Origin of the sequence: Pseudoduganella lutea (assembly GCF_004209755.1) — a bacterium.
Lineage (GTDB): Bacteria > Pseudomonadota > Gammaproteobacteria > Burkholderiales > Burkholderiaceae_D > Rugamonas > Rugamonas lutea.
Window position 1 is genome coordinate 7,015,764 of the sequence record NZ_CP035913.1, and the last position, 24,054, is coordinate 7,039,817.

Genomic DNA, 24,054 nt, shown 5'->3' on the forward strand with positions numbered 1-24,054 from the left:
CGCCCTCGTAAGGTTGCCGTTGATTCTAGTTAATAGTTTAACTCCGGTAAACAGTTGCGGGCCGATTCGCAAATTTCGCACGCCATGGTGGTGATTTTGGTGACGGTCATGCCGGCGGTATCCATGCAGCAACCTTCGTTGCAAGAATATGATGCCGCGCAGTGCCTGGGCGCCTGGACGCCCGCATACTCGCCCTCCCCGCCGGCACTGCCGGTCACTGCATGGAGGCCGTATGTTTGTTCGCCAATGGTGCGCCCCGTTGACCGGCGCGATCACGCTTCTCTATTTTCTCCTCGTCTATGTCGTCACGACGAACCCGAGCCCGGGCGCGTTGATGAAGGCGCTCGCCATGCCGGGGGTGCTTGCCATCATCCTCGGCACGCCGCTGATGAAACAGTTTGGCCTGGCCGAATGGGGCTGGATGGGCTACATGCCGACGGATGCGGGGTGTGTTGTTCTCGTCGTGCTGTACACGTTCGCGCTGTCGTCCCTGGCCGGATTCCTGGCCACGTTCACGCGGCGCTGACGGGCCGGGCGACGTACCCGGGCATGGGTGGCCCGGGCGCGTCGCCTCCTAAGGTATAATCGGAGGTTTGATCGCCCTCAAGAGACATAAAAATCATGGAAGCAGAACGCATCAATTCCCTCGCCGCCCAGCTCGCTGACCTGACGGCCCGCGAGAACGAACTTCGGAGGTATCTTTGACTTCGATGTGAAGTCGGAGAAACTGGAACAACTGAACGCCGAACTCGAAGATCCGGCGGTCTGGAACGACCCGAAGAAAGCCCAGGACATGGGCCGCGAAAAGAAAGCCCTGGAAGCCATCGTCGACACGCTGACGAAGGCGAAAAGCGACCTGGCCGACATGGCCGAGCTGTTCGCGATGGGCAAGGAAGAAAACGATGACGACACGCTGGAATCCGTCATCGGCGATACGGCGGAAATCGCCAAGGTCATCGAAGGCCTGGAATTCCGCCGCATGTTCAACAACCCGATGGACCCGAACAACTGCTTCGTCGACATCCAGGCCGGCGCCGGCGGTACCGAGGCCCAGGACTGGGCGTCGATGCTGCTGCGCCAGTACGTGCGCTATTGCGAGCGCAAGGGCTTCAAGGTCGAGGTGATGGAACAGTCGGACGGTGAAGTCGCCGGCATCAAGACGGCCACGCTGAAGGTCGAAGGCGACTACGCCTACGGCCACCTGCGCACCGAGACGGGCGTGCACCGCCTGGTGCGCAAGTCGCCGTTCGACAGCGCCAACGGCCGCCACACGTCGTTCACGTCGCTGTTCGTCTACCCCGAGGTCGATGATTCGATCGAGATCGAGATCAATCCGGCGGACCTGCGCATCGACACGTACCGCGCATCCGGCGCCGGTGGCCAGCACATCAACAAGACCGACTCCGCGGTGCGCCTGACGCACGCGCCGTCCGGCATCGTCGTGCAGTGCCAGAACGACCGCTCGCAGCACCGCAACAAGGCCGAGGCGATGGAAATGCTGAAGGCCAAGCTGTTCGAGCAGGAACTGCGCAAGCGCATGAGCGAGCAGCAAAAGCTGGAAGACTCCAAGACCGACGTGGGCTGGGGCCACCAGATCCGTTCCTACGTGCTGGACCAGTCCCGCATCAAGGACTTGCGCACCGGCTTCGAAACGGGCAACACGAAGAACGTGCTGGACGGCGACCTGGACGACTTCATTGCCGCCTCGCTAAAGCAAGGGGTCTGACGCATGGGCCACCACGCTCCCCGCGCCTTCATCTTCGACATGGATGGCACGATCGTCGACAACATGGCCTTCCACACGAAATCGTGGGTGGCCTTTTTCGAGCGGCGCGGCCATGCGATCGACGCGGACGATTTTTTCCGCGCCACCGCCGGCCGCCAGGGCCATGAAATCATGCGCAGCTATCTCGGCGCGGACCTGACGAACGAAGACACGGTGCTGCTCGACGCGGAAAAGGAAGAGCTGTACCGCGAACTGTACGCGCCGCACCTGGAAACGGTGGCGGGCTTCGAGCAGTTCATCGAAGCGGCGCAGGAGCAGGACGTGCGCCTGGCCGTGGCCACGGCCGCGCCGCCGGCCAACATCGTGTTCACGCTCGATGGCCTGGACCTGCGCCGCCACTTCGACGCGGTGGTAGGTGCGGCCGACGTGGCGCGGGGCAAGCCGAATCCGGACGTGTTCCTGCTGGCGGCCGAGCGCTGCGGTGCGGCACCCGAGCACTGCATCGTGTTCGAGGATGCGCCGCTGGGCGTGGAAGCCGCGCGCCGCGCCGGCATGCGGGCCGTGGTGCTGACCACCACGCTGCCGGCCGAGGCGTTTGCCGAATTCGACAACGTCATCTGCGTTGCGCGCGACTTCTCGGAGCTGGACATCGCCACGCTGTTCGACACGACCAACAACATTCAACAAGCACAGTAATCATGACGACCGAAAACCAAGCGGAACCCCAGGACCAGGCGCCGGGCCTCGACGACAACAAGATCATCGCCGAGCGCCGCGCCAAGCTGGCCGCCATTCGCGAACAGGGCATCGCCTTCCCGAACGATTTCCGCCCCGAGCACAAGGCGGCCGACCTGCAGGCGCAATACGCCGGCAAGTCGCGCGAGGAACTGGAAGCCGAACCCGTGCCCGTGGTACTGGCCGGCCGCATGATGCTCAAGCGCGAAGCCGGCAAGAAGGCCGCGTTCGCGACGCTGCAGGATTCGTCCGGCAAGGCCTGCGACGGCCGCATCCAGATCTACGCGACCCTGGACGCGACGGGCGAAGCGGCGATGGAAGCATTGCGCACCTATGACCTGGGCGACATCCTGGGCGTGAAAGGCACGCTGTTCAAGACCAAGACGGATGAATTGACCGTCAAGGTGAGCGAGCTGCGCCTCATCACCAAGTCGCTGCGCCCGCTGCCGGACAAGTTCCACGGCCTGGCCGACCAGGAAACGAAATACCGCCAGCGCTACGTGGACCTGATCATGAACGAGGACACGCGCCGCACGTTCAAGGCCCGCACCGCCGCCATCTCGTCGATCCGCCGCTTCATGCAGGAAAACGAGTTCATGGAAGTGGAAACGCCGATGCTGCACACGATCCCGGGCGGCGCGGCGGCCAAGCCGTTCATCACGCACCACAACGCGCTGGACATGCAGATGTTCCTGCGCATCGCGCCCGAGCTGTACCTGAAGCGCCTCGTGGTGGGCGGCTTCGACCGCGTGTTCGAGATCAACCGCAACTTCCGCAACGAAGGCGTGTCGATCCGTCACAACCCCGAGTTCACGATGATGGAGTTCTACGCGGCGTACACGGACTACCAGTGGATCATGAACTTCACGGAAGCCGTGATCCGCCAGGCAGCGGTCGATGCACATGGCTCCGCGGTGCTGACGTACGGCGGCCGCGAGCTGGACCTGTCGAAACCGTTCCACCGCCTGACGATCGTGGGCGCGATCAACAAGTTCGCGCCGCACTACACGAACGAACAGCTCGACGACGCGGAATTCATCAAGGCCGAACTGAAGAAGTTCGGTGTGAAGCCGCATGCCCATTCGGGCCTGGGCGCGCTGCAACTGGCGCTGTTCGAGGAAACCGCCGAAGCGCAGCTGTGGGAGCCGACGTTCATCATCGACTACCCGGAAGAAGTATCGCCGCTGGCGCGCGCATCGGACACCCGCAAGGGCATCACCGAGCGCTTCGAGCTGTTCATGGTAGGCCGCGAGATCGCCAACGGCTTCTCGGAGCTGAACGACGCGGAAGACCAGTCGGCCCGCTTCCTGGCCCAGGTGGCCGCCAAGGAAGCCGGCGACGACGAAGCGATGTTCTACGACGCAGACTATATCCGCGCGCTGGAATACGGCATGCCGCCGGCCGGCGGCTGCGGTATCGGCATCGACCGTCTCATCATGCTGCTGACCGATTCGCCGAACATCCGCGACGTGCTGCTGTTCCCGCACCTGCGCAAGGAAGACTGACGTCTCCCTGCCCTCCCCTGAAAAACGCGCGGCTTCCACCGCGCGTTTTTTTATTCCGCGGCTTTCGAAGCTACGGTGTCAGACACCATTTTCCGAACGATTCACCGGAAAATGGTGTCTGACACCGGTTTTCCTCTGCGCTCGCCACTGTCAAAAACCATACCTCTCTTTCCCCGTTTTCGCATTGTCGCTGAAATCGTTTTCAGCTAGCCTGCCACAGCCTCGACAATAATGATCCGGAGACAGCACGTGACCAATCAATCCCGCCGCAACGCCTTTAAAACCATCCTCGCCAGCACCGCCGCCCTGCCCGCCGCGCAAGTGCTCGGCCAGCCGGCGGTTGCGCCGCAATGTGCGCCGGCGGCCCCAAGGTGGGCCCGCGGCATCGAAGGCCAGCGCAAGGCCGACCGGGGCGACGGCACATACATCAACCCGATCATCCCAGGCGACCATCCGGATCCCACGATCCTGAAGGACGGCGACGATTACTACATGACGTTCTCGTCGTTCTATTCGTACCCCGGCATCGTGATCTGGCATTCGACCGACCTGGTGAACTGGGCGCCCGTCGGGCCCGCACTGAAAAAGCCGCTGGGCACGATCTGGGCGCTCGACCTGTGCAAGCACGACGGCCGCTACTTCATCTACATACCCGCCGCACCGGACGGCAACGCCTGGTCGATCTACGCCATCTGGGCCGACCGCATCGAAGGTCCGTGGAGCGATCCGGTCGACCTGAGTATCGCCGGCTGCATCGATCCCGGCCACATCGTGGGCGAGGATGGCAAGCGCTACCTGTTCGTCAACGGCATCCGCAAGATCCGGCTCACCGACGACGGCCTGGCCACGGACGGCAAGCTGGAGGAAGCCTACAAGCCATGGCGCTATCCGGAAGACTGGGTGGTGGAAAACTTCGCGCCGGAGGGCCCGAAACTGCTGCGCCACGGCGACTGGTTCTACCTGGTCACCGCCGTGGGCGGCACGGCTGGACCGGTCACCGGCCACATGGTCATCGCGGCGCGCGCGAAATCGATCCACGGCCCGTGGGAGCATTGCCCTCGAAATCCGCTGGTGCGGACCGTCAGCACGCAGGAGCCATGGTGGTCGCGTGGTCACGCCACGCTGGTCGAAGGCCCGGCAGGCGACTGGTGGATGGTCTACCACGGCTACGAGAACGGCTACCGGACGCTGGGCCGCCAGACCTTGCTGGAACCGATCGAATGGACGGCCGACGGCTGGTTCCGCGCGAAAGGCGGCGACCTGTCGAAGCCGCTGGCGAAACCGCGCGGCAAGGGTGGCCGGCACATCATGTTAGGCCCGAACGGCCAGATGCTGTCGGACGATTTCACGCGCGACCGCTTCGGCGTCCAGTGGAGCTTCCACGACCCGAAGCCGGACGAAATGGATCGCGTGCGCTACCTGAAGCCGGGCTTGCGCATCCAGGGCAAGGGCATGTCGCCCGCCGACAGCGCGCCACTGACGTGCGGTGTCGGCGACCGCTCATACCAGGCCGAGGTGACGCTGGAACTCGACGGCCAAGCCGAGGCGGGCCTGCTGCTGTTCTACAACCACAAGGCGTTCGTCGGCGTGGGCTTCACGCCCGACGTCATCAAGACGTGGGAATACGCGGAAGAACAGCAATGGATGCGCGTCGCGCGCACGACACGGCGCGTGCGCGTGCGGCTGACCAACGTCGACAACGTGGTCACGTTCCATTACTCGTACGACGATGGAAAAAGCTGGCTGCTGCACGGGCTGCGGATGGAAGTCTCGGGCATCCACCACAATGTGTTCGGCGGCTTCCTCAGCCTGAAGGTGGGCGTGTACTGCGCCGGCGAGGGATCGGTCACGCTGCGCGATTTCCGCTATCGGGCGTTATGAACGCTTTTACGGTCTCGCCAGTGCCGTCAAGTCAGCACTCGGCCGGCACGTCGATCCGCATGGAGAATCCCAAAGCCAAGGGCTGGGGTCAGACCCGGCGGGTCTGACCCCGGATCTTGCGCCTGGGGTATGCCTGAATGACGCCGGTTCGGACACCGGCTCAGAGGAGAACGACTACATCACCACCCGGTAGCAAGGCACATACGCCTTGCCCGGCAACTTCATCCGGCTCTGCGCCACGAACGATGCCAGCAGCCGGTCCATCGGTTCCATGATCGCCGCGTCGCCGTGGATCTCGAAGTTGCCGTGCGCCTCGATGGCGCGGATGCCATCGGCCTTCACGTTGCCGGCCACCACGCCTGAGAAGGCGCGCCGCAGGTGCGCGGCCAGCAGGTGCACCGGCTGGTTCCGGTGCAGCTTCAGGTTGCGCATGTTTTCATGGGTGGGCGCGAACGGCCGCTGGAATTCCTCGTCGATGTGCAGAGCCCAGTTGAAGTAATACGCATCGCTGCGCGCCTTGCGGTATTCGCGCACCTGCTTGATCCCTTCCTGCATCTCGCGCGCGACCGATTCCGGATCGTCGACGATGATCTTGTAGCGCTTCTGCGCTTCCTCGCCCAGCGTGACGCCGATGAACTCGTTGATCTGCGCGAAGTAGTCGCGCGACGATTCCGGCCCGTGAAGATCAGCGGGAACGGGATCTCGGCATTTTCCGGATGGAGCAGGATGCCGAGGATGTACAGGATCTCTTCCGCGGTTCCCGCGCCGCCGGGGAACACGATGATGCCGTGGCCGGTGCGCACGAATGCCTCCAGGCGCTTCTCGATGTCCGGCATGATCACCAGGTCGTTGACGATCGGGTTCGGCGATTCGGCGGCGATGATGCCCGGCTCGGTGATGCCGAGGTAGCGGCCATTGGTGAAGCGCTGCTTGGCGTGGCCGATCGTGGCGCCCTTCATCGGGCCCTTCATCGCGCCGGGGCCGCAGCCCGTGCAGATATCGAGCGCGCGCAGGCCCAGTTGATAACCCACTTCCTTGGAATAGTTGTATTCGGCGCGGTTGATCGAGTGGCCACCCCAGCACACCACCAGGTTCGGATTGGTCTGCGGGCGCAGCACGTTGGCGTTGCGCAGGATATGGAAGACCGCGTCGGTAATGCCTTCGGTGCTGGCAAGGTCGAACTTTGGATTGTCGGTGACTTCGTTGCTGACGAAAACGATATCGCGCAGCACCGCGAACAGGTGCTCGTGGATACCCTTGATCATCTTGCCGTCGACGAAGGCGATCGCGGGCGCGCCCTTGATCTCGAGCTTGATGCCGCGCTCGCGCTGCATGATATTGATGTCGAACGACTCGTAACGATCCAGCAGTTCCTTGCCGTCGTCGATGGTGCTGCCGCAATTGAGCACGGCCAGCGCGCATTGGCGGAAGGTTTTATACAGGCCGCCTTTGCCGCTATCGAGCAGTTTTACCACTTCCGCTTTCGACAGCACTTCGAGCTTGCCTTCGGGTGAAATCAGGGTATCGACAAAGCCTTGTTCCATGGTGCGTACATCCTTTATTAAGTGAATACGTATTGCCCCCGCATAGCTGTCAATATACGACATCGGCGTCGTAAAAGGATGGCAATCTTTTCAAACGAACCATATTGCTGCGCCGCACCACATGAATCCGTCGACAATTTTTGTCGCTCCATTACAATGGCGGATTTTTTTCAGGAGATGCCGCATGAGCGGTTCAAGCAAGGCAGTAGACACGGCCATCCCCGAATTCAAACAGATTTTGGGCATCCCGCTCCACTGTGGATGTTGTTCATGACGGAGTTCTGGGAGCGCTTCGCGTTCTACGGCATCCGTTGGGCGCTCGTGCTGTATATCGTCGCCCAATTCCACGGTGGTGCGGCTTCCGGTGAGGCCGACGCAAACCTCACCTATGGTTCGTATCTCGCGCTCGTCTATGCGGCGGCGCTTTTCGGCGGCTATGTAGCCGACCGAGTGCTCGGCTACCAGCGTTCCATCCTCGTCGGCGCAGCTTTCATGGCGGCCGGCCTGTTCATGATCGCACTGCCCGATCCCACCATCTTCAAGGTGGGCCTGGCCACCATCATCACGGGTAACGGCCTGTTCAAGCCGAACATCTCGACGATGGTCGGCAAGCTGTATGCCGCGGCGGATTCGCGGCGCGACAGTGGCTTCACGATTTTCTACATGGGCATCAATGCCGGCGCGTTCATCGCACCGATCCTGACCCAGCACCTGGCCCAGTATGTATTCAACACGGGCGACATGCCCGAGTACAAGGTGGTGTTCATCGCCTCGGGCATCGGCATGCTGATCTCGCTGGTGTGGTTCTTCATCGGCCGCAAGGAGCTGAAAGGCATCGGCATGCCGGAACAGCACGCCGCGAGCCCTGCCCGCATCCTGTACGTGATCGCGGGCTGCCTGGCCACCATCCCCGTGGTGTTCGCGCTGCTGGCAGTTGGCGCGCAGCAGCTGCAGGGCGTGCTGACCGTGCTGTTCATCCTGCTGGCGGTGATGCTGCTGGTCGAAGGCTACCGCAATGGCCCCGTGGCGCGCGATAAAGTTTGGGCGATGATGATCATCTTCGCCTTCAACATCCTGTTCTGGATGTTCTTCGAACAGGCCGGCAGTTCGTTCACGTTCCTGGCCGAGAACATCGTCAACCGCGCCTTCGGCGGCTGGATCTTCCCCACCGCCTGGTTCCAGAGCGTGAACTCGATCGCCATCATCACGTGCGCGCCGATCATCGCGGCCATCTGGATCTACACGGCGCGGCGCAACGTCGAACCGTCGATCCCTCGCAAGTTCGGCCTGGGCCTGATCTTCAACGGCCTGGCGTTCCTGCTGCTGGTGTTCGCGCTGAAGACGATGGTCGTCGATGGCAAGATCCCGTTCTGGACGCTGTTCATGGTGTACGTGATTCAGTCCATCGGTGAGCTGTGCCTGTCGCCGATCGGCCTGTCGATGGTGACGAAGCTGGCGCCAACGCGCCTGGTCGGCCTGGGCATGGGCGGCTGGTTCCTGTCGACCGGCATCGGCAACAACCTGTCCGGCATCTTCGCCTCGCACGTGTCCGGCGAATCGGGCATGTCGGTGGAATCGGCGCTGTCCGGCTACAACTTCGGGTTCTGGTCGCTGGTGATCGGCGGCGTGCTGCTGTTCCTGCTGGCACCGCTGATCCAGAAGCTGATGCATGGCGTGAAGTGATCGCGCAGCGCACCTGATAAACGGCAGCCCGCGGGCTGCCGTTTTTATTTGGACGCCGCTTTCGCCGGGAGCGGATGCGCGCCCAGCCAGGCATCCAGCACGGCCGGCGCATCGGGCGGCAAATGCAGGCCCAGCTTGGTGCGCCGCCACAGGATATCGTCCGCCGTCACCGCCCATTCGTGCCGGCGCAGGTAATCGAGTTCGGCCTCGTACAGCCCGGGCAGCACCTGTTCTCCCATGTCGACCATCGCCGCACGGCCCTGCAGCAGCGTGTGGATGCGCGTGCCGTAAGCCCTGGCGTAGCGGGCGATCAGCGGGCAATCGAGCCAGCCATACTGCACTTGCAGGCGCGAGCGCCAGCCATCGAATTCCAGCACCGAGCGGCTGTCCGGCACGGCGCCGAACAGGTCGCCTCCGGGCAGGCAGGCACCGGCCGTCCATGCCCCGGCGCGGTGGCCGAGGGCCTTGCAGACGAGATCCGCGGCCCCCTCCGCCAGCTTGCGGTAGGTGGTCAGCTTGCCGCCGAAGACAGTCAGCAGCGGCGCCCCTTCGTCATCCATTTGCAGCCGGTAGTCGCGCGTGACGGCGCTGGCCTTCGCCGATGCGTCGTCGAGCAGCGGGCGCACGCCGGCAAAGCTCCACACCACGTCCGCCGGTGTGACGGGCGCCTGGAAATAATGGCTGGCCACGCCGCACAGGTAGCGGATCTCGCCTTCGTCGATCGCCACCGCCGCGGGATCGCCCACGTACTCCACGTCGGTGGTGCCGATCAGCGTGAAGTCCCGTTCGTACGGAATGGCAAAGACGATGCGGCCATCGTCGTGCTGGAACAGGTAGGCATCGTCGTGATCGAAGATGCGCCGCACCACGATATGGCTGCCTTTCACGAGCCGCAGCTTGGTTGGTGCCCGTGCAGCGCCTGTCGCGTGTACCGCGCCGTCCAGGAACGCCGCTGCCCAGGGCCCGGCCGCATTGACGATGGCGCGCACGGCGATCTGCTTGTGCGTGCCGTCCGCCTTGCGCAGCGTGACGCGCCAGGCACCGTTCTCGCGGCGCGCTTCGGTGCACGCCGTGCGGGTCAGGATGCAGGCGCCCTTCTGCGCCGCATCCACTGCGTTCAATACGACGAGGCGCGCGTCGTCGACCCATGCGTCCGAATACACGAACGCCTGCCGGAACGCGGGCCGCAACGCGCGGCCGGCCGGGTGTGCCGGCAGTTGCACGCTTTCGGAACCCGGCAGCAGCTCGCGGCGCGCCAGGCGGTCATACAGGAACAAGCCGGCACGGATCAGCGCCGCCGGGCGTTGCCCCGTGTGCGGCATCACGAACCGCAGCGGCCGCACCACGTGCGGCGCGGCGCGCAGCAGCACTTCGCGCTCGGCCAGTGCCTTGCGCACGAGGCCGAACTCGTAATGCTCGAGATAGCGCAGCCCGCCATGGATCAGTTTTGTCGAGGCCGACGACGTGTGCGACGCCAGGTCGTCGCGCTCGCACAGCGCCACGCACAAGCCGCGGCCCGCCACGTCGCGGGCGATTCCCGCGCCATTGATGCCGCCCCCTACCACTAATACGTCGCAATCGACGTCCTGCCTTGCCGCTGCCATCGGATCCCCGGCTCTTTCATTTTCCTTGAAGATACGACAGTTACGGCCCACAGTGCAAGCACCGGCCACCTTCATTCGTCTTCGGAGCGCCTGTCGACCTGCTCGTCCGGATTTTCCATCCACGCTTCATTGCGCTTCCTGTTCCGCTTCTTCACCGTGTCGGACTGTTCCTGCGCCGGCTTCGTCGCGGGCGGCGGCGCCACCGGCATCGGAAAGCCGAGGAACACCATCACGAGGAAGATGGGCAACAGCAGGTAGAACAGCGGTCGTTTCCAGTTGAGTTTGGTCTTGAACATGCGTCCAAGCTCGGCGCGGCGATGCCGTTTTCAAGTATGCAAGCGATGTTTTTTCAATAGCGTGGCAACGGAACGACAGCCGGCCGCCAGGGTGCGCTGTTCTATAATGGCCCGCGCTTTTGCAACCCCGACACCATGGAATCCACGTCTTGAGCAAGCTCCCACACTGGCTGAATCGCCGCACCGTCGCCATCGGGGCGATCGTCGCCGGCGGCCTCGCCCTCCTCTGCGCCTTTGCCCTGCTGGGCTACCTGTTCCTGGTGGTGCGGCCACGGCTGCCGGAGCTCGACGCCGTCATCGACTACAAGCCGAAGATCCCGCTGCGGGTGTATACGGCGGACAAGGTGCTGATCGGCGAATTCGGCGAGGAGCACCGCGACTTCGTGCCGGTCAACAAGATGCCGGACATGATGAAAAAGGCCGTGCTGGCGATCGAGGACACGCGCTTCTACGAGCACGGCGGCGTCGACTGGGTGCGCACGCTGGGCGCCGTGAAAGCCAACGCGACCGGCGGTTTCCGCCAGGGCGCGTCGACCATTTCGATGCAGGTGGCCCGCAATTTCTATCTCACCCGCGAGAAAGTCATCTCGCGCAAGCTCAACGAGGTAATGCTGACCTATAAGATCGAAGCGGCGCTGACGAAGGACGAGATCCTCGAGCTGTACATGAACCAGATCTACCTGGGCCAGCGCTCGTTCGGCTTTGCCGCGGCCGCGCAGACCTACTTCGGCAAGTCGCTGGGCGAGCTGTCCGTCGCCGAGATCGCGATGCTGGCCGGCCTGCCGAAGAATCCCGCGCGCCACAATCCGGTCACCAATTTCAAGCGCGCCAAGGCACGCCAGCAGGTGGTGCTGCGCCGGCTGCACGACCTGAACTACATCACCGACGCCCAGTACGAAGAAGCGGTGGACGAGCCCCTGCACGTCAACCGCAAGGGTCAGTCGTTCGACACCCATGCGGAGTATGTGGCCGAACTCGCACGCCAGGCGGCCTATGCGCAATACCAGGAGGCGGCCTACACGCGCGGCATCGTGGTCCGCACGACGATCTTCAGCAAGGACCAGGAAGCCGCCTATGAAGCCGTGCGCCGCAACGTCATCGCCTACGACCAGCGGCACGGCTACCGCGGCCCCGAGGCGTTCATCGCGCTGCCGGCGGACGAGGAGGAACGCGAGGAGGAAATCGACCGCGCCCTGTCGCGCCGCCCCGGCAGCGACGGCCTGATCGCCGCCGTCGTGCTGGCCGCGAGCCCGCGCGAAGTGCGCGCCGAAACGGCTGACGGCATCGACGTGACGATCAGTGGCGACGGCCTGAAGCTGGCCACGGCCGCGCTGTCGTCGAAAGCCAGGGACACGCTGCGTATCCGCCCCGGCGCCATCATCCGCGTGGCGCACGACAGCCGGAAAGGCTGGGCGATCACGCAGGTGCCGGCGGTGGCCGCGGCCTTCGCCTCGATCGATCCGGCCACCGGCGCCTACCGCTCGATGGTCGGCGGCTTCGACTACAACCTGCAGAAATTCAATCACGTCACCCAGGCGTGGCGCCAGCCCGGTTCGGCGATCAAGCCCTTTGTCTACTCGGCGGCGGTGGACAAGGGCTATGGCCCGGCCACGCTGATCGACGACGTGCCGCTGGAACTGCCCGGCGGCGCGAACGGCGAACCGTGGCGGCCGCAAAACGACGACTTCGTGTTCGACGGCCCCATCTCCATGCGCATCTCGCTGGCCAAGTCGAAGAACGTGCCGTCCGTGCGCATCCTGCGCGCCGTCACCGTGCCCTATGCGCACGGCTTCCTGGAACGCTTCGGCCTGGACCTGTCGAAGCACCCGCAGAACCTGACGATGGCGCTGGGCACCGGTGCCGTGACCCCGGAACAGATGGCCGGTGCCTATGCGGTCTTCGCCAATGGCGGCTACCGCGTGCAGCCATGGCTGATCGCCAGCATCGAAGATGCCGACGGCAAGGTGCTGCATGCCGCAAAACATGCGTCTCAGCCCGACGAGTCGGCCCGCGTGCTCGATCCGCGCAACGCCTTCATCATGGACAGCATGCTGCACGAAGTGGCGCGCACCGGCACCGGCGCGGCGGCCGTGCAGCGCATCGGCCGCCCCGACATCGCCGGCAAGACAGGCACCACGAGCGACGCGTTCGACGGCTGGTTCGGCGGCTACGGCGGCGGCATCGTGGCCGTGGCGTGGATGGGCTACGACGAGCCGAAATCGCTGGGCGGCCGCGAATTCGGCTCCACGCTGGCGCTGCCGATCTGGATCGACTACATGCGCACCGCGCTGGCTGGCCGGCCCATCGTCGAGCGGCCGGTGCCGGAAGGCGTGGTGCAGGTCGACGACGACTGGATGCTCGAGGAATACGCGAACGATCCTACCGTGCGCACGATCGACATGGAGCCGGGTCTGCTGGAAGGCGCCGAACCCGGCTTGCCGGAAGATGGCGCAGAGTCCCCTCCAGGCCCCGCGCCTGCCCCCGCTCCCGTTCCTGCCCAGCCGGAGCCCATGCCGTCGCCCTATGTAAATTGAGCGGCCGGCGCGCACGGCGGTCGTTCCCGATGGAGCCATTGTGCTAACCTGCACGAGGGCCAGCATGCGGCCCGCGGCTCCGGCTCGCCGGCCGCACCAACTCACCGCGGGAGGCATCTTGGGCAGCTGGAAGCAGTTATCGCCATCGCAGTACCATGCGCTCGGCCTCGGCACGGCGTTCGGCGTCACCGACGTGGGCAAGGTGCGCACATCGAACCAGGACAATTTCCACATCTCGCCCGAACTGGGCCTGCTGGTGGTGGCGGACGGCATGGGCGGCCACGAAGGCGGTGAAATCGCCAGCACCGAAGCGATCGGACAGCTTTGCTGCTTCATTGCCGCCGCGCGTGGCCAGGCGTCGACCGCGCCCTACGATGCCGATGCCACCGCCGCGGTGTTCCGCGCCAGCGCGTTCGATCCGGTCGCCGCCGATCCGGACGCGACCTGGACCGACGCGACGATGAAGGCGATGATCACGCTGCACGACGCGGTGGAATTCGCCAATGCCCGCGTGTATGCGGAGAACATCGCGCGGCACCATGCCGATGGTACCGGCATGGGCACGACCCTGACGGGCATGTGGCAACCCGCGCCGCGCGGTCCCGTGTTTCTCTTCCACGTCGGCGACAGCAGGCTGTATTGCTGGCGCGGCGGCCGCCTGGAACAACTCACGCGCGACCAGACCCTGTACCAGCAGGCGCTCGATCTCGGCATGCCGGGGCCGCTGCCGCCACGCAACCTGCTGCTGCAGGCGCTCGGCCCCACCGCCACCGTCAAGCCGGAACTGCTGACGCGCACCGTGGCGCCCGGCGACGTGTACCTGCTCTGCAGCGACGGCCTGTACGGCGATGCCGCGCCGGACGCCATCGCCGCAATCCTTGCCCGCGCGCGCGACGACAACCTGGATGCCTGCTGCGCCGACCTGGTCGCGATGGCCACGCAGAACGGCGGGCGCGACAACATTACCGCTGTGCTTTTGCGCTGTCCGGACTGACCGCCACCGGGCTGCGGCCGCTGCGGCTGGCGCACAACACGCGCCGTGACACGGGGTGGCGCGGCACGTACACTGGCTCATGGCCCGGCACCGACTGGACGCGGCACCCATTTCCTTGGCGAACGTTGTGTTGCATCGCGCCGCTGCAACGCGCTCCAATAACGCGCGGTGATAGCGCGCTGTTTCGAAGAACCGTTACGCCATCCATACGTCGATCGAACCGGACAGGAGATTCGATGGCAACCAGGCAAACGCATCATGGCTGCGCGGCACTGCATGAGCGGGGTCGCAGGAGCGGGGCGCCATGAGCGGCCCGCGCGGTAACAGGGGCGCTTCCTTCGCCCGCAAGGCTGGCCCCGCATCGCTCGACAATGCGCTTGTCGATGCGCTGCGGCGTGCCATCGACGTGCATCGCCAGGGCAATCCCGTGCAGGCGGCGCAGCGCTACGAAGCGATCCTGAAGGCGGCCCCGGAGCACCCGGATGCGCTGCACTACCTGGGCGTGGCCCGTCACCAGCTGGGCCAGCACGAACAAGCGCTGGCGCTGATCGGCCACGCGCTGGACGTGGCCCCGGGCTATGTCGATGCGCGCAACAACCTCGGCAACGTGCAGAAGGAACTGGGCTGCACGCCGAGGCGGAACGGTCGTACCGCGCCGTGCTGGCGGCCCGCCCGGGCTTTGCCGCCGGCCACAACAACCTGGGCGTCGTGCTGAAGGAACAGCGGCGTTACGACGAAGCGGCCGCCTGCTATCGCCGCGCGCTGGACTGCGCACCCGATTTCGCCGATGCCTGGATCAACCTGGGCCACATGCAACGAAAGCTGGGCGACATGGACGCCGCGTTGACCGCCTACCGCAATGCGCTGCTGCTGCGCAAGGACGACATCGAAGCCTGCCGGTACCTGGCGCGGGCGCTGGTCGCGTATGGCCGGCCCGCGGAAGCCCTGGACGTTTACCGGCAATGGGAAAGGATCGCGCCGGACGATCCCACGGTCCGGCACCACATCGCCGCTTGCGAGGGCGCCGCGCCGGCGCGCGCGTCGGATGCCTACGTGCAGGCCACCTTCGACCGTTTTGCCGGCAGCTTCGACGATGTGCTGGCGCGGCTGGAATACCGCGCCCCCGCCCTGTGCGCCGGGCTACTGGCGGAACTGCTGCCGGCGCCGGGCGCGGCGCGCGACGTGCTGGATGCCGGCTGCGGCACCGGCCTGTGCGGCCCGCTGCTGAAACCCCACGCGCGCACGCTGGCGGGCGTCGACCTGTCGCCGGGCATGCTGGCCAAGGCAGCCGAACGTGGCCACTACGATACGCTGCACGAGGCCGAACTGACCGCGTGGCTGGCCTCCCACCCCGCTTCATACGACCTGATCGTTTCCGCCGATACGCTGTGCTATTTCGGCGCGCTCGATGGAGTGATGCAAGCCGCTGCCGGCGCACTCCGCCCCGGCGGGTATCTTGTCTTTACAGTCGAAGGCGCCGGCGCGCCCGCCAATGCGGAAGGCGGCGCGCCGTTTCCTCCCTATGTACTCCACCCGCATGGCCGCTACAGCCACGCCGAACCCTACGTGCGTGCCATGCTGGGCGAAGCCGGCCTGGCCGTGATCGAGGTCCGGCCCGTCACCTTGCGGCAGGAAGCACAGCAACCGGTCGCCGGCCTGCTCGTGGCAGCCGTCCGAGCGCCACTTGCCGGGCCGGCGGTGGCAAACCCGTCCTTGTCCTGAGGAGCGACGGCGGGAAGATGCTTCGACTATAATGTTGCCTTGCCGCCCAGCGGCTTCCCGGTCAGCCTTATCAGTCCGCAGTCACGTCAGCCTTCCTGCCGCATGCCCTTCGACTTCACACGAGCACTTCCCAAACCCGGCAACCGCTTCGCGCTGCCCGCGCTGTACGGTTCCGCCGATTCCTATGCGCTGGCACAGGCGGCGCTGCAACTGAAGAGCCAGGGCCGCATGCTGGCCATCGTGGTGGCGCAGGCCAGCGACGGCCAGCGGCTGCTGGACGAGATCCCGTGGTTCGCCCCCGCCCTGCGCTGTCACCTGCTGCCGGACTGGGAAACGCTGCCGTACGACGCGTTCTCGCCGCACCAGGACCTGGTTTCCGAGCGCCTGGCCACGCTGCACGAAATCCGCAGCGGCGAGTGCGACGTGATGCTGGTGCCGGCAACGTCGGCGCTCGTGCGCATGGCGCCGCCATCGTTCCTGGCCGCCTACACGTTCTTCTTCAAGAAGGGCGAGTCGCTCGACGAGGCGAAGCTGAAGGCGCAACTGACGCTGGCCGGCTACACCCACGTGACGCAGGTGATGTCGCCTGGCGAATACTCGGTGCGCGGCGGCCTGATCGACCTGTTCCCGATGGGGTCCGCGCTGCCATACCGCCTCGACCTGTTCGGCGATACCATCGAAACGATCCGCACGTTCGACGCCGACACGCAGCGTTCGCTGTATCCGGTCAACGAGGTGCGGCTGCTGCCGGGCCGCGAATTCCCGATGGACGAGGCGGCGCGCACCACGTTCCGCAGCCGCTGGCGCGAAACGTTCGAAGGCGATCCTTCGCGCGCCGTCGTCTACAAGGACATCAAGAGCGGCATCGCCTCGGCCGGCATCGAATACTACCTGCCGCTGTTCTTCGAAGATACTTCCACGCTGTTCGATTACCTGCCCGAAGGCGCCGCGCTGGCGCTCGTCGGCGACATCGATGGCGCGATCCGCCGCTTCTGGGCCGACACCGAGAGCCGCTACAAATTCCTGAAGGCGGACCGCGAACGCCCGATCCTGCCGCCCGAGGCGATCTTCCTGCGCGACGAGGCGTTCTTCACGTGCGCCAAGCAGCATGCCCGCATCACGATCGGCAAGAGCCTCGATGGCGAGCCTTCCGAACTATCGGCCCCGATCCCGAACATCGCTGTCAACCGCCACCAGGACGATCCGCTGACGAACCTGCGCGCCTACGTGCTGCGCCCGGACCTGCGCGTGATGATCTGCGCCGACTCGGCGGGCCGCCGCGAAACGCTGCAGCAGTACTTCGCCGAGTTCGACCTGCACCCGGCCCTCGTCGACGGCTTCGGCGGCTTCCTGGCTTCGCACGACCGCATCGTGCTGGGCGTGGCGCCGCTGCAGGCCGGCTTCGAGCTCCATGCTGGCGACGAGACCCTGGTATTCATCACCGAAACCGAGATCTATGCCGGCTCGGGCCGGCGCGTCGGCAAGAAAAAGCAGGAAGCCGTCACGCAGGTCGAATCGATGGTGCGCGACCTGTCCGAGCTGAAGATCGGCGACCCGGTGGTGCACATCAACCACGGCATCGGCCGCTACATGGGCCTGGTGAGCATGGACCTGGGCGAAGGCGAGACGGAATTCCTGCACCTAGAATACGCCAAGGACACGAAGCTGTACGTGCCCGTGTCGCAGCTGCACGTGATTTCCCGCTACTCGGGCGGTGCGCCGGAAGATGCGCCGCTGCACGCGCTGGGCTCGGGCCAGTGGGACAAGGCCAAGCGCAAGGCAGCCGAGCAGGTGCGCGACACGGCCGCCGAGCTGCTGAACCTGTATGCGCGCCGCGCCGCGCGGCAGGGCCACGCATTCGAATATTCGTCGCACGACTACGAGCGTTTCGCCGAGAGCTTCGGCTTCGATGAAACGCCCGACCAGGCCGCGGCCATCCTGAACGTGATCCGCGACATGACGTCGGGCAAGCCGATGGACCGGCTCGTGTGCGGCGACGTGGGCTTCGGCAAGACCGAGGTCGCACTGCGCGCCGCCTTCATCGCCGTCATGGGCGGCAAGCAGGTGGCGATCCTGGCACCCACCACGCTGCTGGCCGAACAGCACGCGCAAACGTTCGCCGACCGCTTCGCCGACTGGCCCGTGAAGATCGCGGAAATGTCGCGCTTCCGCACCGGCAAGGAAATCGCCAGCGCCATGAAAGGCATGGCCGACGGCACGCTCGATATCGTGATCGGCACGCACAAGCTGCTGTCGAGCGACGTGAACTTCACGCGACTGGGTCTCGTCATCATCGACGAGGAACACCGCTTCGGCGTGCGCCAGAAGGAAGCATTGAAATCGCTGCGCGCCGAAGTGGACGTGCTGACATTGACCGCCACGCCGATCCCGCGCACGCTGGGCATGGCGCTCGAAGGCCTGCGCGACTTTTCCGTGATCGCCACGGCGCCGCAGAAGCGCCTCGCCATCAAGACCTTCGTGCGCAGCGAGGATGGCTCGATCATCCGCGAAGCGATCCTGCGCGAACTCAAGCGCGGCGGCCAGGTGTACTTTTTGCACAACGAGGTGGAAACGATCCAGAACCGGCTGGCGCAGCTCGTCGAGCTGGTGCCGGAGGCGCGCATCGCCGTCGCCCACGGCCAGATGCACGAGCGCGACCTGGAAAAGGTGATGCGCGACTTCGTGGCGCAGCGCTACAACATCCTGCTGTGCACGACGATCATCGAGACCGGCATCGACGTGCCCACGGCGAACACGATCATCATGCACCGCGCCGACAAGTTCGGCCTGGCCCAGCTGCACCAGCTGCGCGGGCGCGTGGGCCGCTCGCACCACCAGGCGTATGCCTACCTGCTGGTGAGCGACCTGCAATCGCTGTCGAAGCAGGCGCAGCGCCGGCTCGACGCGATCCAGCAGATGGAAGAACTGGGCAGCGGCTTCTACCTGGCCATGCACGACCTGGAAATCCGCGGCGCAGGCGAGGTGTTGGGCGAAAGCCAGTCCGGCGAAATGCTCGAAGTGGGCTTCCAGCTGTACACCGACATGCTGAACGAAGCCGTGCGCGCGCTGAAGGCCGGCAAGGAGCCGGACCTGGCAGCGCCGCTGTCCACCACCACCGAGATCAACCTGCACGTGCCGGCGCTGCTGCCGGCCGATTTCTGCGGCGACGTGCACGAGCGCCTGTCGATCTACAAGCGCCTGGCCAACTGCACCTCGCAGGAAGCGATCGACGGCCTGCAGGAAGAACTGATCGACCGTTTTGGCAAATTGCCCGAACCGACGAAGGCGCTGATCGAAACGCACCGGCTGCGGATTGCCGCAAAGACCGTCGGCATTGTTAAAATCGATGCCCATGGTGAAGCAGCGAACCTGCAATTCATGCCACAACCGCCCATCGACCCGATGCGCATCATCACCCTGATCCAGAAGCACAAGCACATCAAGCTGAACGGGCAGGACAAACTGAAGATCACCGCGAGCATGCCCGACCTGGCCGCACGCGTCGCGCAGATCAAGACCGCCATCAAACAACTGACTTCCGCGTGATGCCACGCCTGACGAATTAAGCAGATGAATCAAGTACAAGACATGACCATGAACCTCGTCCTGCAGGGCCTGGACGATTGCCAGCCACGCCTGGAGCGCATCGCCGCGCTGGCGGCCCCGCAGCGCACCGTGCGCATCAGCGATACGGCCCTGCGCTGCGAAGGCATCAGTTTCTCGCCGGCGCTGCGCCAGACCATCGAGGTGGCCGCCCATGCGGCCGAGCTGGATGCCACCTACATGATGGGTTCCCAGCAACTGGCCGACTACCGGCTGGTGGCGATGGACATGGATTCCACGCTGATCACCATCGAATGCATCGACGAGATCGCCGACATGCAGGGCCTGAAACCGCAGGTGGCCGCGATCACCGAGGCGGCCATGCGCGGCGAACTGGATTTTTCCGAAAGCCTGCGCCGGCGCGTCGCCCTGCTCGAAGGGCTCGAGGCCTCCGCGCTGGAACGCGTGTATGAAGAGCGCCTGCGCCTGTCGCCCGGCGCCGAGCGCATGCTGCAGGCCGTGCAGGCGGCCGGCCTGAAAACGCTGCTCGTGTCCGGCGGCTTCACCTATTTCACCGACCGGCTGAAAGCACGCCTCGGCCTGGACTTCACGCGCGCGAATGAACTTGAGATCGTCGAAGGCAAGCTGACCGGCAAGGTGGTGGGCGACATCGTCGACGCCGAAGCCAAGCGCGCCACCGTCGAACAGGTGTGCGCCACGCTGAGCATCACGCCGGACCAGGCCATCGTGATGGGCGATGGCGCCAATGACCTCAAGATGATGGGCATCGCCGGCATGTCGGTGGCGTTCCGCGCCAAGCCGGTCGTGCGCGAACAGGCCACCGTGGCGCTCAACTTCGTCGGGCTGGACGGCATCCTGAATCTGCTGAACTGAGCTGCCTCTCTACTGCACCGCGCCGTCCGCGCGCAGCCGGGCGATATCGGCCGCCGTCATGCCCAGCTGCGCCAGCACGGCATCGGTATGTTCGCCCAGTGCCGGCCCCTGCCAGCGCACCGCGCCCGGCGTATCCGACAGTTTCGGCACGATGCCCGGCATCGCCACCTCGACACCATCGGGCAGCGTGTGGCGCAGGATCATGTCGCGCGCCTGGTAGTGCGGGTCGGCGACGATGTCGGCCACCGAATAGATGCGGCCGGCCGGCACGTCGGCCGCCTCCAGCTCCGCCAGCACGTGCTCGATCGGGTGGCGCGACGTCCAGCCGGCGATCGCGGCGTCGATCAGCGCGGCTTGCGCGGCGCGGCCGTCGTTCTGCGCGAACTGCGGGTCGTCGGCCAGGTCCTGCCGGCCGATCACGGCCATCAGGCGCTTGTAGATCGGGTTGCTGTTGCCGGCGATGACGACATAGGCACCGTCGCGCGTGGGGTAGGTGTTCGATGGCGCAATGCCCGGCAGCGCGCCGCCGCTGCGCTCGCGCACATGGCCCAGCAGATCGTATTCCGGCACAAGGCTTTCCATCAGGTTGAACACGCTTTCGACGAGCGACACGTCGACGACCTGGCCATCGCCCTGCCCCGTCTTCACGCGCAGCACCGACATCAGCGCCCCCATCACCGCGTGCAGCGATGCCAGCGAATCGCCCAGGCTGACGCCCACGCGGGCCGGCACGCCGCCCGCCTCGCCGGTGGTATAGCGGATGCCGCCCATCGCCTCGCCGATGGCGCCGAAGCCCGGCCGGTCCTTGTAAGGTCCCGTCTGGCCATAGCCGGAGATGCGCACCATCGTCAGCTTTGGATTCAGCGCGTGCAGCACGTCCCAGCCCAGGCCCAGCTTTTCCAGCGCGCCCGGCTTCATGTTCTCGATGAGGACGTCGGCATCCTCGAGCAGGCGCTTGACGATGGCGATGCCGTCCGCGCTCTTCAGGTTCAGCGCGATCGAGCGCTTGTTGCGCGACTGCAGATACCACCACAGCGACGTGCCGTTGTGCAGCTTGCGCCATTTGCGGATCGGGTCGCCGTCGCCGGGCGCCTCGACCTTGATGACGTCGGCGCCGAATTCGGCCATCAGCCGCGCCGCGAACGGCGCCGCGATCAACGCGCCGATTTCAATGACCTTGATGCCAGCAAGTGGTCCGCTCATAGTGCCTCCTCCAATGCAATCCGATGAATCCGGGGAGCATAGACAAGCGCGGGGCTGCCGTCCAGGGAAGCGGTCGAATAAACAGCGCTTTCTTAACCCAGCAGGTGATGATTGCGCTGCCAGCAGGCGAATGTAAGCGCGCTGGCGAACGTGACCCATGCCAGGTAGGGCAGCAGCATCAGGCCGGCGATACGGCGCGCCTTCCAGAACGCGACCGTGGTGGCCAGCACCAGCGCCCACAGGATGAGCACTTCGGCGAACGCGGCGGCACCCAGGTGCCAGCCGAAGAACAGCCAGCTCCACAGCGCATTCGCGGCCAGTTGCACGAGATAGAGCCAGAGGGTGCGCGGCGCCGTGGAAAACCCGCGCGTGCGCCAGACCAGGAAGGCGGCAAGCGCCATCATCAGGTACAGCACCGTCCACACGGGCCCGAACACGCCCGCTGGCGGCGCCCAATCGGGCTTGTTCAGCTGCGCATAGAACTGCGGCGCGTCCTGCGATGCCCAGGCGCCGAGCGCCGCGGCGGCGAAGGTGACCAGCAGCCAGCCGGCGAGGTGTTTGACGTTGTCGGCGAGACGGCGAGTGTCCATGAAGCAAGCGCATTGTTGGAGGAATGCCAACTGTAGCAGGCGCGCCCGGTGGACGGCGCACGAGCGGCCGCGACGGGTCTATAATCGGCGCATGAGACGATCCGGGCCTGCCTTGACTTTAACGCTGCTGATACCGATGCTGCTCGCCATTCACCCCACCGCGCATGCCAACGCCGCTGCAAAAGCGGCTGCCAGCGCGCCTGCCAGCACCGTGGTCGGCGACCCGAAGGCCGGCGCGGCCGCCTTCCGGGTATGCGCCTCGTGCCACCAGGTGGGCCCCGGGGCCCGCAACGCATTCGGCCCGCACCTGAACGGCCTGTTCGGCCGCCGGGCCGGTGCCATGCAATATGCCTATTCCGCCGCGATGAAGAAATCGCCGGTCATCTGGAACGACAAGACCCTGGCCGCGTTCCTGCGCGACCCGGACGACGTCGTGCCGGGAACGAAGATGCGCTTGTGGGGCTTTTCCGACGAGCGCAAGATCGCCAACCTGCTTGCCTACTTGCGCCAATACCAATAGCCATGTCCACCACGATCACGCACCGCCGCACACGCATCGTCACCCTCGACGCCGGCGAGGAACCCGGTACCCTTTGCCGCCCGGCGACATCGCCATCCAGCAGGTCGAAGGCGGCTGGACGCTGTGGTTCATCGGCGACGACGGCAGCATCGAAGGCTACGATGAACCGTACCCCTCGCAGAAGGAAGCGATGTGGTCCGCCAAGGCTGCCGCGGAGTATGCCGGCAGCGATCAATCCTGAACCCGGAGGAACCATGCTGTACAAGGGAAGCTGCCACTGCGGCAACGTGGCGTTCGAAGTCGAGGGCGCGATCGACGGCGCATTGTCGTGCAACTGCTCGATGTGCCAGCGCCGCGGCTCGCTGCTGTGGTTCGTGCCGCGCGCCCGCCTCGCGCTGGCCACGCCGGAAGAGAACGCAGCCACGTACATGTTCAACAAACACGTGATCAAGCACCGCTTCTGCCCCGCCTGCGGCATCCATCCGTATGGTGAAGGCGTCGATCCGGCTGGGAATGCGATGGCCGCGGTGAATCTGCGCTGCATCGACGGCATCGATCTCGACGCCATTCCGGTGCAGCACTATGACGGTCGCAGCCACTGAGCTGGGCGGTATCCGGACACCGGGCTTGGCAAATTTGCTATAGACTGGGCCTTCCTTTCATTTCAAGACAGGGAGTGCAAATGGTCCAGGACCTGGTTCACGATCCCCGCACCGACTCGGCCAAAAGCTGGGCGCAGGGGCTGTACATCGCGCATGGGGTGTGCCTGCTGTTCACGCTTGGCACGCTGTCGTTCATTCCGCTGATCTTCAACTACGTGAAGCGGCCCGAAGCCGCGGGCACGTTCGTGCACACCCACCACGACTGGCAGATCCGCTCGTTCTGGTGGTACGTGGTGTGGGTGGTCGTGGGCTGGATGCTGGTGTTCACCTTCATCGGCATCCTGGTCGCGTGGATACCGTTCCTTGGCGCGTGGCTCTGGAAGGCCTACCGGATCATCCGGGGCTTCATTGCACTGAACAATAACGAACCGATTCCCTGATACGCCGGTGCCGGGCCGCGCCCTGGCCCGGCACCCGT

At 65.3% G+C, this 24,054-nt stretch carries 20 protein-coding genes and 1 pseudogene; 16 read left to right on the plus strand and 5 right to left on the minus strand.

From position 1 onward, the window contains the following. Positions 1-232 precede the first annotated feature (232 nt). The 5 genes from EWM63_RS29665 (at position 233) to EWM63_RS29685 (ending at position 5,847) form a co-directional block, all read left to right on the plus strand. Positions 233-526 (plus strand): hypothetical protein, encoded by a 294-nt coding sequence (locus EWM63_RS29665; RefSeq protein WP_130189732.1) that lies wholly within the window; start codon positions 233-235, stop codon positions 524-526. Between the two features lie 95 nt (positions 527-621). After that, positions 622-1,726, plus strand: a protein-coding gene (prfB, locus tag EWM63_RS29670) for a peptide chain release factor 2 (RefSeq protein WP_130189733.1) whose coding sequence is annotated in 2 segments (ribosomal slippage) — positions 622-702 and positions 704-1,726 — 1,104 coding nt in all. Because the reading frame shifts where the segments join, the coding sequence is not laid out codon by codon here. A gap of 3 nt (positions 1,727-1,729) precedes the next feature. Further along, a complete protein-coding gene (locus tag EWM63_RS29675; RefSeq protein WP_130189734.1) occupies positions 1,730-2,422 on the plus strand; it encodes an HAD family hydrolase in 693 nt (230 codons plus the stop codon). 2 nt (positions 2,423-2,424) lie between these two features. After that, on the plus strand, positions 2,425-3,966 hold the full coding sequence (gene lysS / locus EWM63_RS29680; RefSeq protein ID WP_130189735.1) for a lysine--tRNA ligase: 1,542 nt from the start codon (positions 2,425-2,427) through the stop codon (positions 3,964-3,966). A 249-nt stretch (positions 3,967-4,215) separates the two neighbouring features. Beyond that, positions 4,216-5,847, plus strand: a complete 1,632-nt coding sequence (locus EWM63_RS29685) for a family 43 glycosylhydrolase (RefSeq protein ID WP_130189736.1) — start codon at positions 4,216-4,218, stop codon at positions 5,845-5,847. A 174-nt stretch (positions 5,848-6,021) separates the two neighbouring features. Here the strand turns inward: EWM63_RS29685 and ppnN are convergent. Next, a pseudogene (gene ppnN / locus EWM63_RS29690) lies at positions 6,022-7,391 on the minus strand (nucleotide 5'-monophosphate nucleosidase PpnN). A gap of 270 nt (positions 7,392-7,661) precedes the next feature. Here ppnN and EWM63_RS29695 point away from each other — a divergent pair. Then, entirely contained in the window at positions 7,662-9,074 is a 1,413-nt protein-coding gene (locus EWM63_RS29695; protein ID WP_229487582.1) for a peptide MFS transporter, read from the plus strand. A 44-nt stretch (positions 9,075-9,118) separates the two neighbouring features. Here EWM63_RS29695 and glpD read toward each other — a convergent pair whose 3' ends face one another. Together glpD and EWM63_RS29705 are read right to left on the minus strand one after the other, a co-directional pair. Beyond that, positions 9,119-10,678, minus strand: coding sequence for a glycerol-3-phosphate dehydrogenase (gene glpD / locus EWM63_RS29700; RefSeq protein WP_130189737.1), 1,560 nt, complete (start codon positions 10,676-10,678; stop codon positions 9,119-9,121). Positions 10,679-10,749: 71 nt separating this feature from the next. Then, positions 10,750-10,974 carry a hypothetical protein gene (locus tag EWM63_RS29705; protein ID WP_130189738.1) on the minus strand — a complete coding sequence of 75 codons (225 nt, stop codon included), beginning with the start codon at positions 10,972-10,974 and terminating at the stop codon, positions 10,750-10,752. A 149-nt stretch (positions 10,975-11,123) separates the two neighbouring features. Here EWM63_RS29705 and EWM63_RS29710 point away from each other — a divergent pair, with 149 nt between their 5' ends. The 6 genes from EWM63_RS29710 (at position 11,124) to serB (ending at position 20,661) form a co-directional block, all read left to right on the plus strand. After that, entirely contained in the window at positions 11,124-13,508 is a 2,385-nt protein-coding gene (locus EWM63_RS29710; protein WP_130189739.1) for a penicillin-binding protein 1A, read from the plus strand. A 118-nt stretch (positions 13,509-13,626) separates the two neighbouring features. Then, the gene (locus tag EWM63_RS29715) at positions 13,627-14,502 is read left to right on the plus strand and encodes a PP2C family protein-serine/threonine phosphatase (protein ID WP_207221192.1); all 876 of its coding nucleotides are present in this window, start codon (positions 13,627-13,629) and stop codon (positions 14,500-14,502) included. Between the two features lie 304 nt (positions 14,503-14,806). Next, positions 14,807-15,217 (plus strand): tetratricopeptide repeat protein, encoded by a 411-nt coding sequence (locus EWM63_RS29720; protein WP_130189741.1) that lies wholly within the window; start codon positions 14,807-14,809, stop codon positions 15,215-15,217. Further along, positions 15,160-16,224: a class I SAM-dependent DNA methyltransferase gene (locus EWM63_RS29725; RefSeq protein WP_130189742.1), complete on the plus strand. Its 1,065-nt coding sequence runs from the start codon at positions 15,160-15,162 to the stop codon at positions 16,222-16,224. The genes EWM63_RS29720 and EWM63_RS29725 overlap by 58 nt, the downstream gene beginning before the upstream one ends. A 102-nt stretch (positions 16,225-16,326) precedes the next feature. Further along, complete coding sequence (gene mfd / locus EWM63_RS29730) at positions 16,327-19,770, plus strand: transcription-repair coupling factor (RefSeq protein WP_130189743.1); 3,444 nt, start codon at positions 16,327-16,329, stop codon at positions 19,768-19,770. 48 nt (positions 19,771-19,818) lie between these two features. After that, positions 19,819-20,661 (plus strand): phosphoserine phosphatase SerB, encoded by an 843-nt coding sequence (serB, locus tag EWM63_RS29735; protein WP_130189744.1) that lies wholly within the window; start codon positions 19,819-19,821, stop codon positions 20,659-20,661. Positions 20,662-20,670: 9 nt separating this feature from the next. Here serB and EWM63_RS29740 read toward each other — a convergent pair whose 3' ends face one another. Continuing rightward, positions 20,671-21,864 carry a CaiB/BaiF CoA transferase family protein gene (locus tag EWM63_RS29740; RefSeq protein WP_130189745.1) on the minus strand — a complete coding sequence of 398 codons (1,194 nt, stop codon included), beginning with the start codon at positions 21,862-21,864 and terminating at the stop codon, positions 20,671-20,673. 92 nt (positions 21,865-21,956) lie between these two features. Next, complete coding sequence (locus EWM63_RS29745) at positions 21,957-22,454, minus strand: TspO/MBR family protein (protein ID WP_130189746.1); 498 nt, start codon at positions 22,452-22,454, stop codon at positions 21,957-21,959. Positions 22,455-22,590: 136 nt separating this feature from the next. Here EWM63_RS29745 and EWM63_RS29750 point away from each other — a divergent pair, with 136 nt between their 5' ends. From EWM63_RS29750 to EWM63_RS29765, 4 genes are all read left to right on the plus strand, one after another. Continuing rightward, positions 22,591-22,974 carry a c-type cytochrome gene (locus EWM63_RS29750; RefSeq protein WP_229487583.1) on the plus strand — a complete coding sequence of 128 codons (384 nt, stop codon included), beginning with the start codon at positions 22,591-22,593 and terminating at the stop codon, positions 22,972-22,974. Positions 22,975-23,047: 73 nt separating this feature from the next. Beyond that, a complete protein-coding gene (locus tag EWM63_RS29755) occupies positions 23,048-23,215 on the plus strand; it encodes a hypothetical protein (protein WP_229487584.1) in 168 nt (55 codons plus the stop codon). A gap of 13 nt (positions 23,216-23,228) precedes the next feature. Beyond that, positions 23,229-23,576, plus strand: a complete 348-nt coding sequence (locus tag EWM63_RS29760) for a GFA family protein (protein ID WP_130189748.1) — start codon at positions 23,229-23,231, stop codon at positions 23,574-23,576. A gap of 80 nt (positions 23,577-23,656) precedes the next feature. Beyond that, entirely contained in the window at positions 23,657-24,016 is a 360-nt protein-coding gene (locus EWM63_RS29765; RefSeq protein WP_130189749.1) for a DUF4870 family protein, read from the plus strand. The last annotated feature ends 38 nt before the right edge of the window (positions 24,017-24,054 follow it).

What these genes read in the sequence shown, in the direction of transcription:
- EWM63_RS29760 (WP_130189748.1), top strand. Translation starts at nt 23,229, where the DNA reads ATGCTGTACAAGGGAAGCTGCCACTGCGGCAACGTGGCGTTCGAAGTC.
- mfd (WP_130189743.1), top strand. Translation starts at nt 16,327, where the DNA reads ATGCCCTTCGACTTCACACGAGCACTTCCCAAACCCGGCAACCGCTTC.
- EWM63_RS29765 (WP_130189749.1), top strand. Translation starts at nt 23,657, where the DNA reads ATGGTCCAGGACCTGGTTCACGATCCCCGCACCGACTCGGCCAAAAGC.
- EWM63_RS29695 (WP_229487582.1), top strand. Translation starts at nt 7,662, where the DNA reads ATGACGGAGTTCTGGGAGCGCTTCGCGTTCTACGGCATCCGTTGGGCG.
- EWM63_RS29675 (WP_130189734.1), top strand. Translation starts at nt 1,730, where the DNA reads ATGGGCCACCACGCTCCCCGCGCCTTCATCTTCGACATGGATGGCACG.
- EWM63_RS29745 (WP_130189746.1), bottom strand. Translation starts at nt 22,454, where the DNA reads ATGGACACTCGCCGTCTCGCCGACAACGTCAAACACCTCGCCGGCTGG.
- glpD (WP_130189737.1), bottom strand. Translation starts at nt 10,678, where the DNA reads ATGGCAGCGGCAAGGCAGGACGTCGATTGCGACGTATTAGTGGTAGGG.
- EWM63_RS29720 (WP_130189741.1), top strand. Translation starts at nt 14,807, where the DNA reads ATGAGCGGCCCGCGCGGTAACAGGGGCGCTTCCTTCGCCCGCAAGGCT.
- EWM63_RS29705 (WP_130189738.1), bottom strand. Translation starts at nt 10,974, where the DNA reads ATGTTCAAGACCAAACTCAACTGGAAACGACCGCTGTTCTACCTGCTG.
- EWM63_RS29740 (WP_130189745.1), bottom strand. Translation starts at nt 21,864, where the DNA reads ATGAGCGGACCACTTGCTGGCATCAAGGTCATTGAAATCGGCGCGTTG.
- lysS (WP_130189735.1), top strand. Translation starts at nt 2,425, where the DNA reads ATGACGACCGAAAACCAAGCGGAACCCCAGGACCAGGCGCCGGGCCTC.
- EWM63_RS29665 (WP_130189732.1), top strand. Translation starts at nt 233, where the DNA reads ATGTTTGTTCGCCAATGGTGCGCCCCGTTGACCGGCGCGATCACGCTT.
- serB (WP_130189744.1), top strand. Translation starts at nt 19,819, where the DNA reads ATGAACCTCGTCCTGCAGGGCCTGGACGATTGCCAGCCACGCCTGGAG.
- EWM63_RS29750 (WP_229487583.1), top strand. Translation starts at nt 22,591, where the DNA reads ATGCTGCTCGCCATTCACCCCACCGCGCATGCCAACGCCGCTGCAAAA.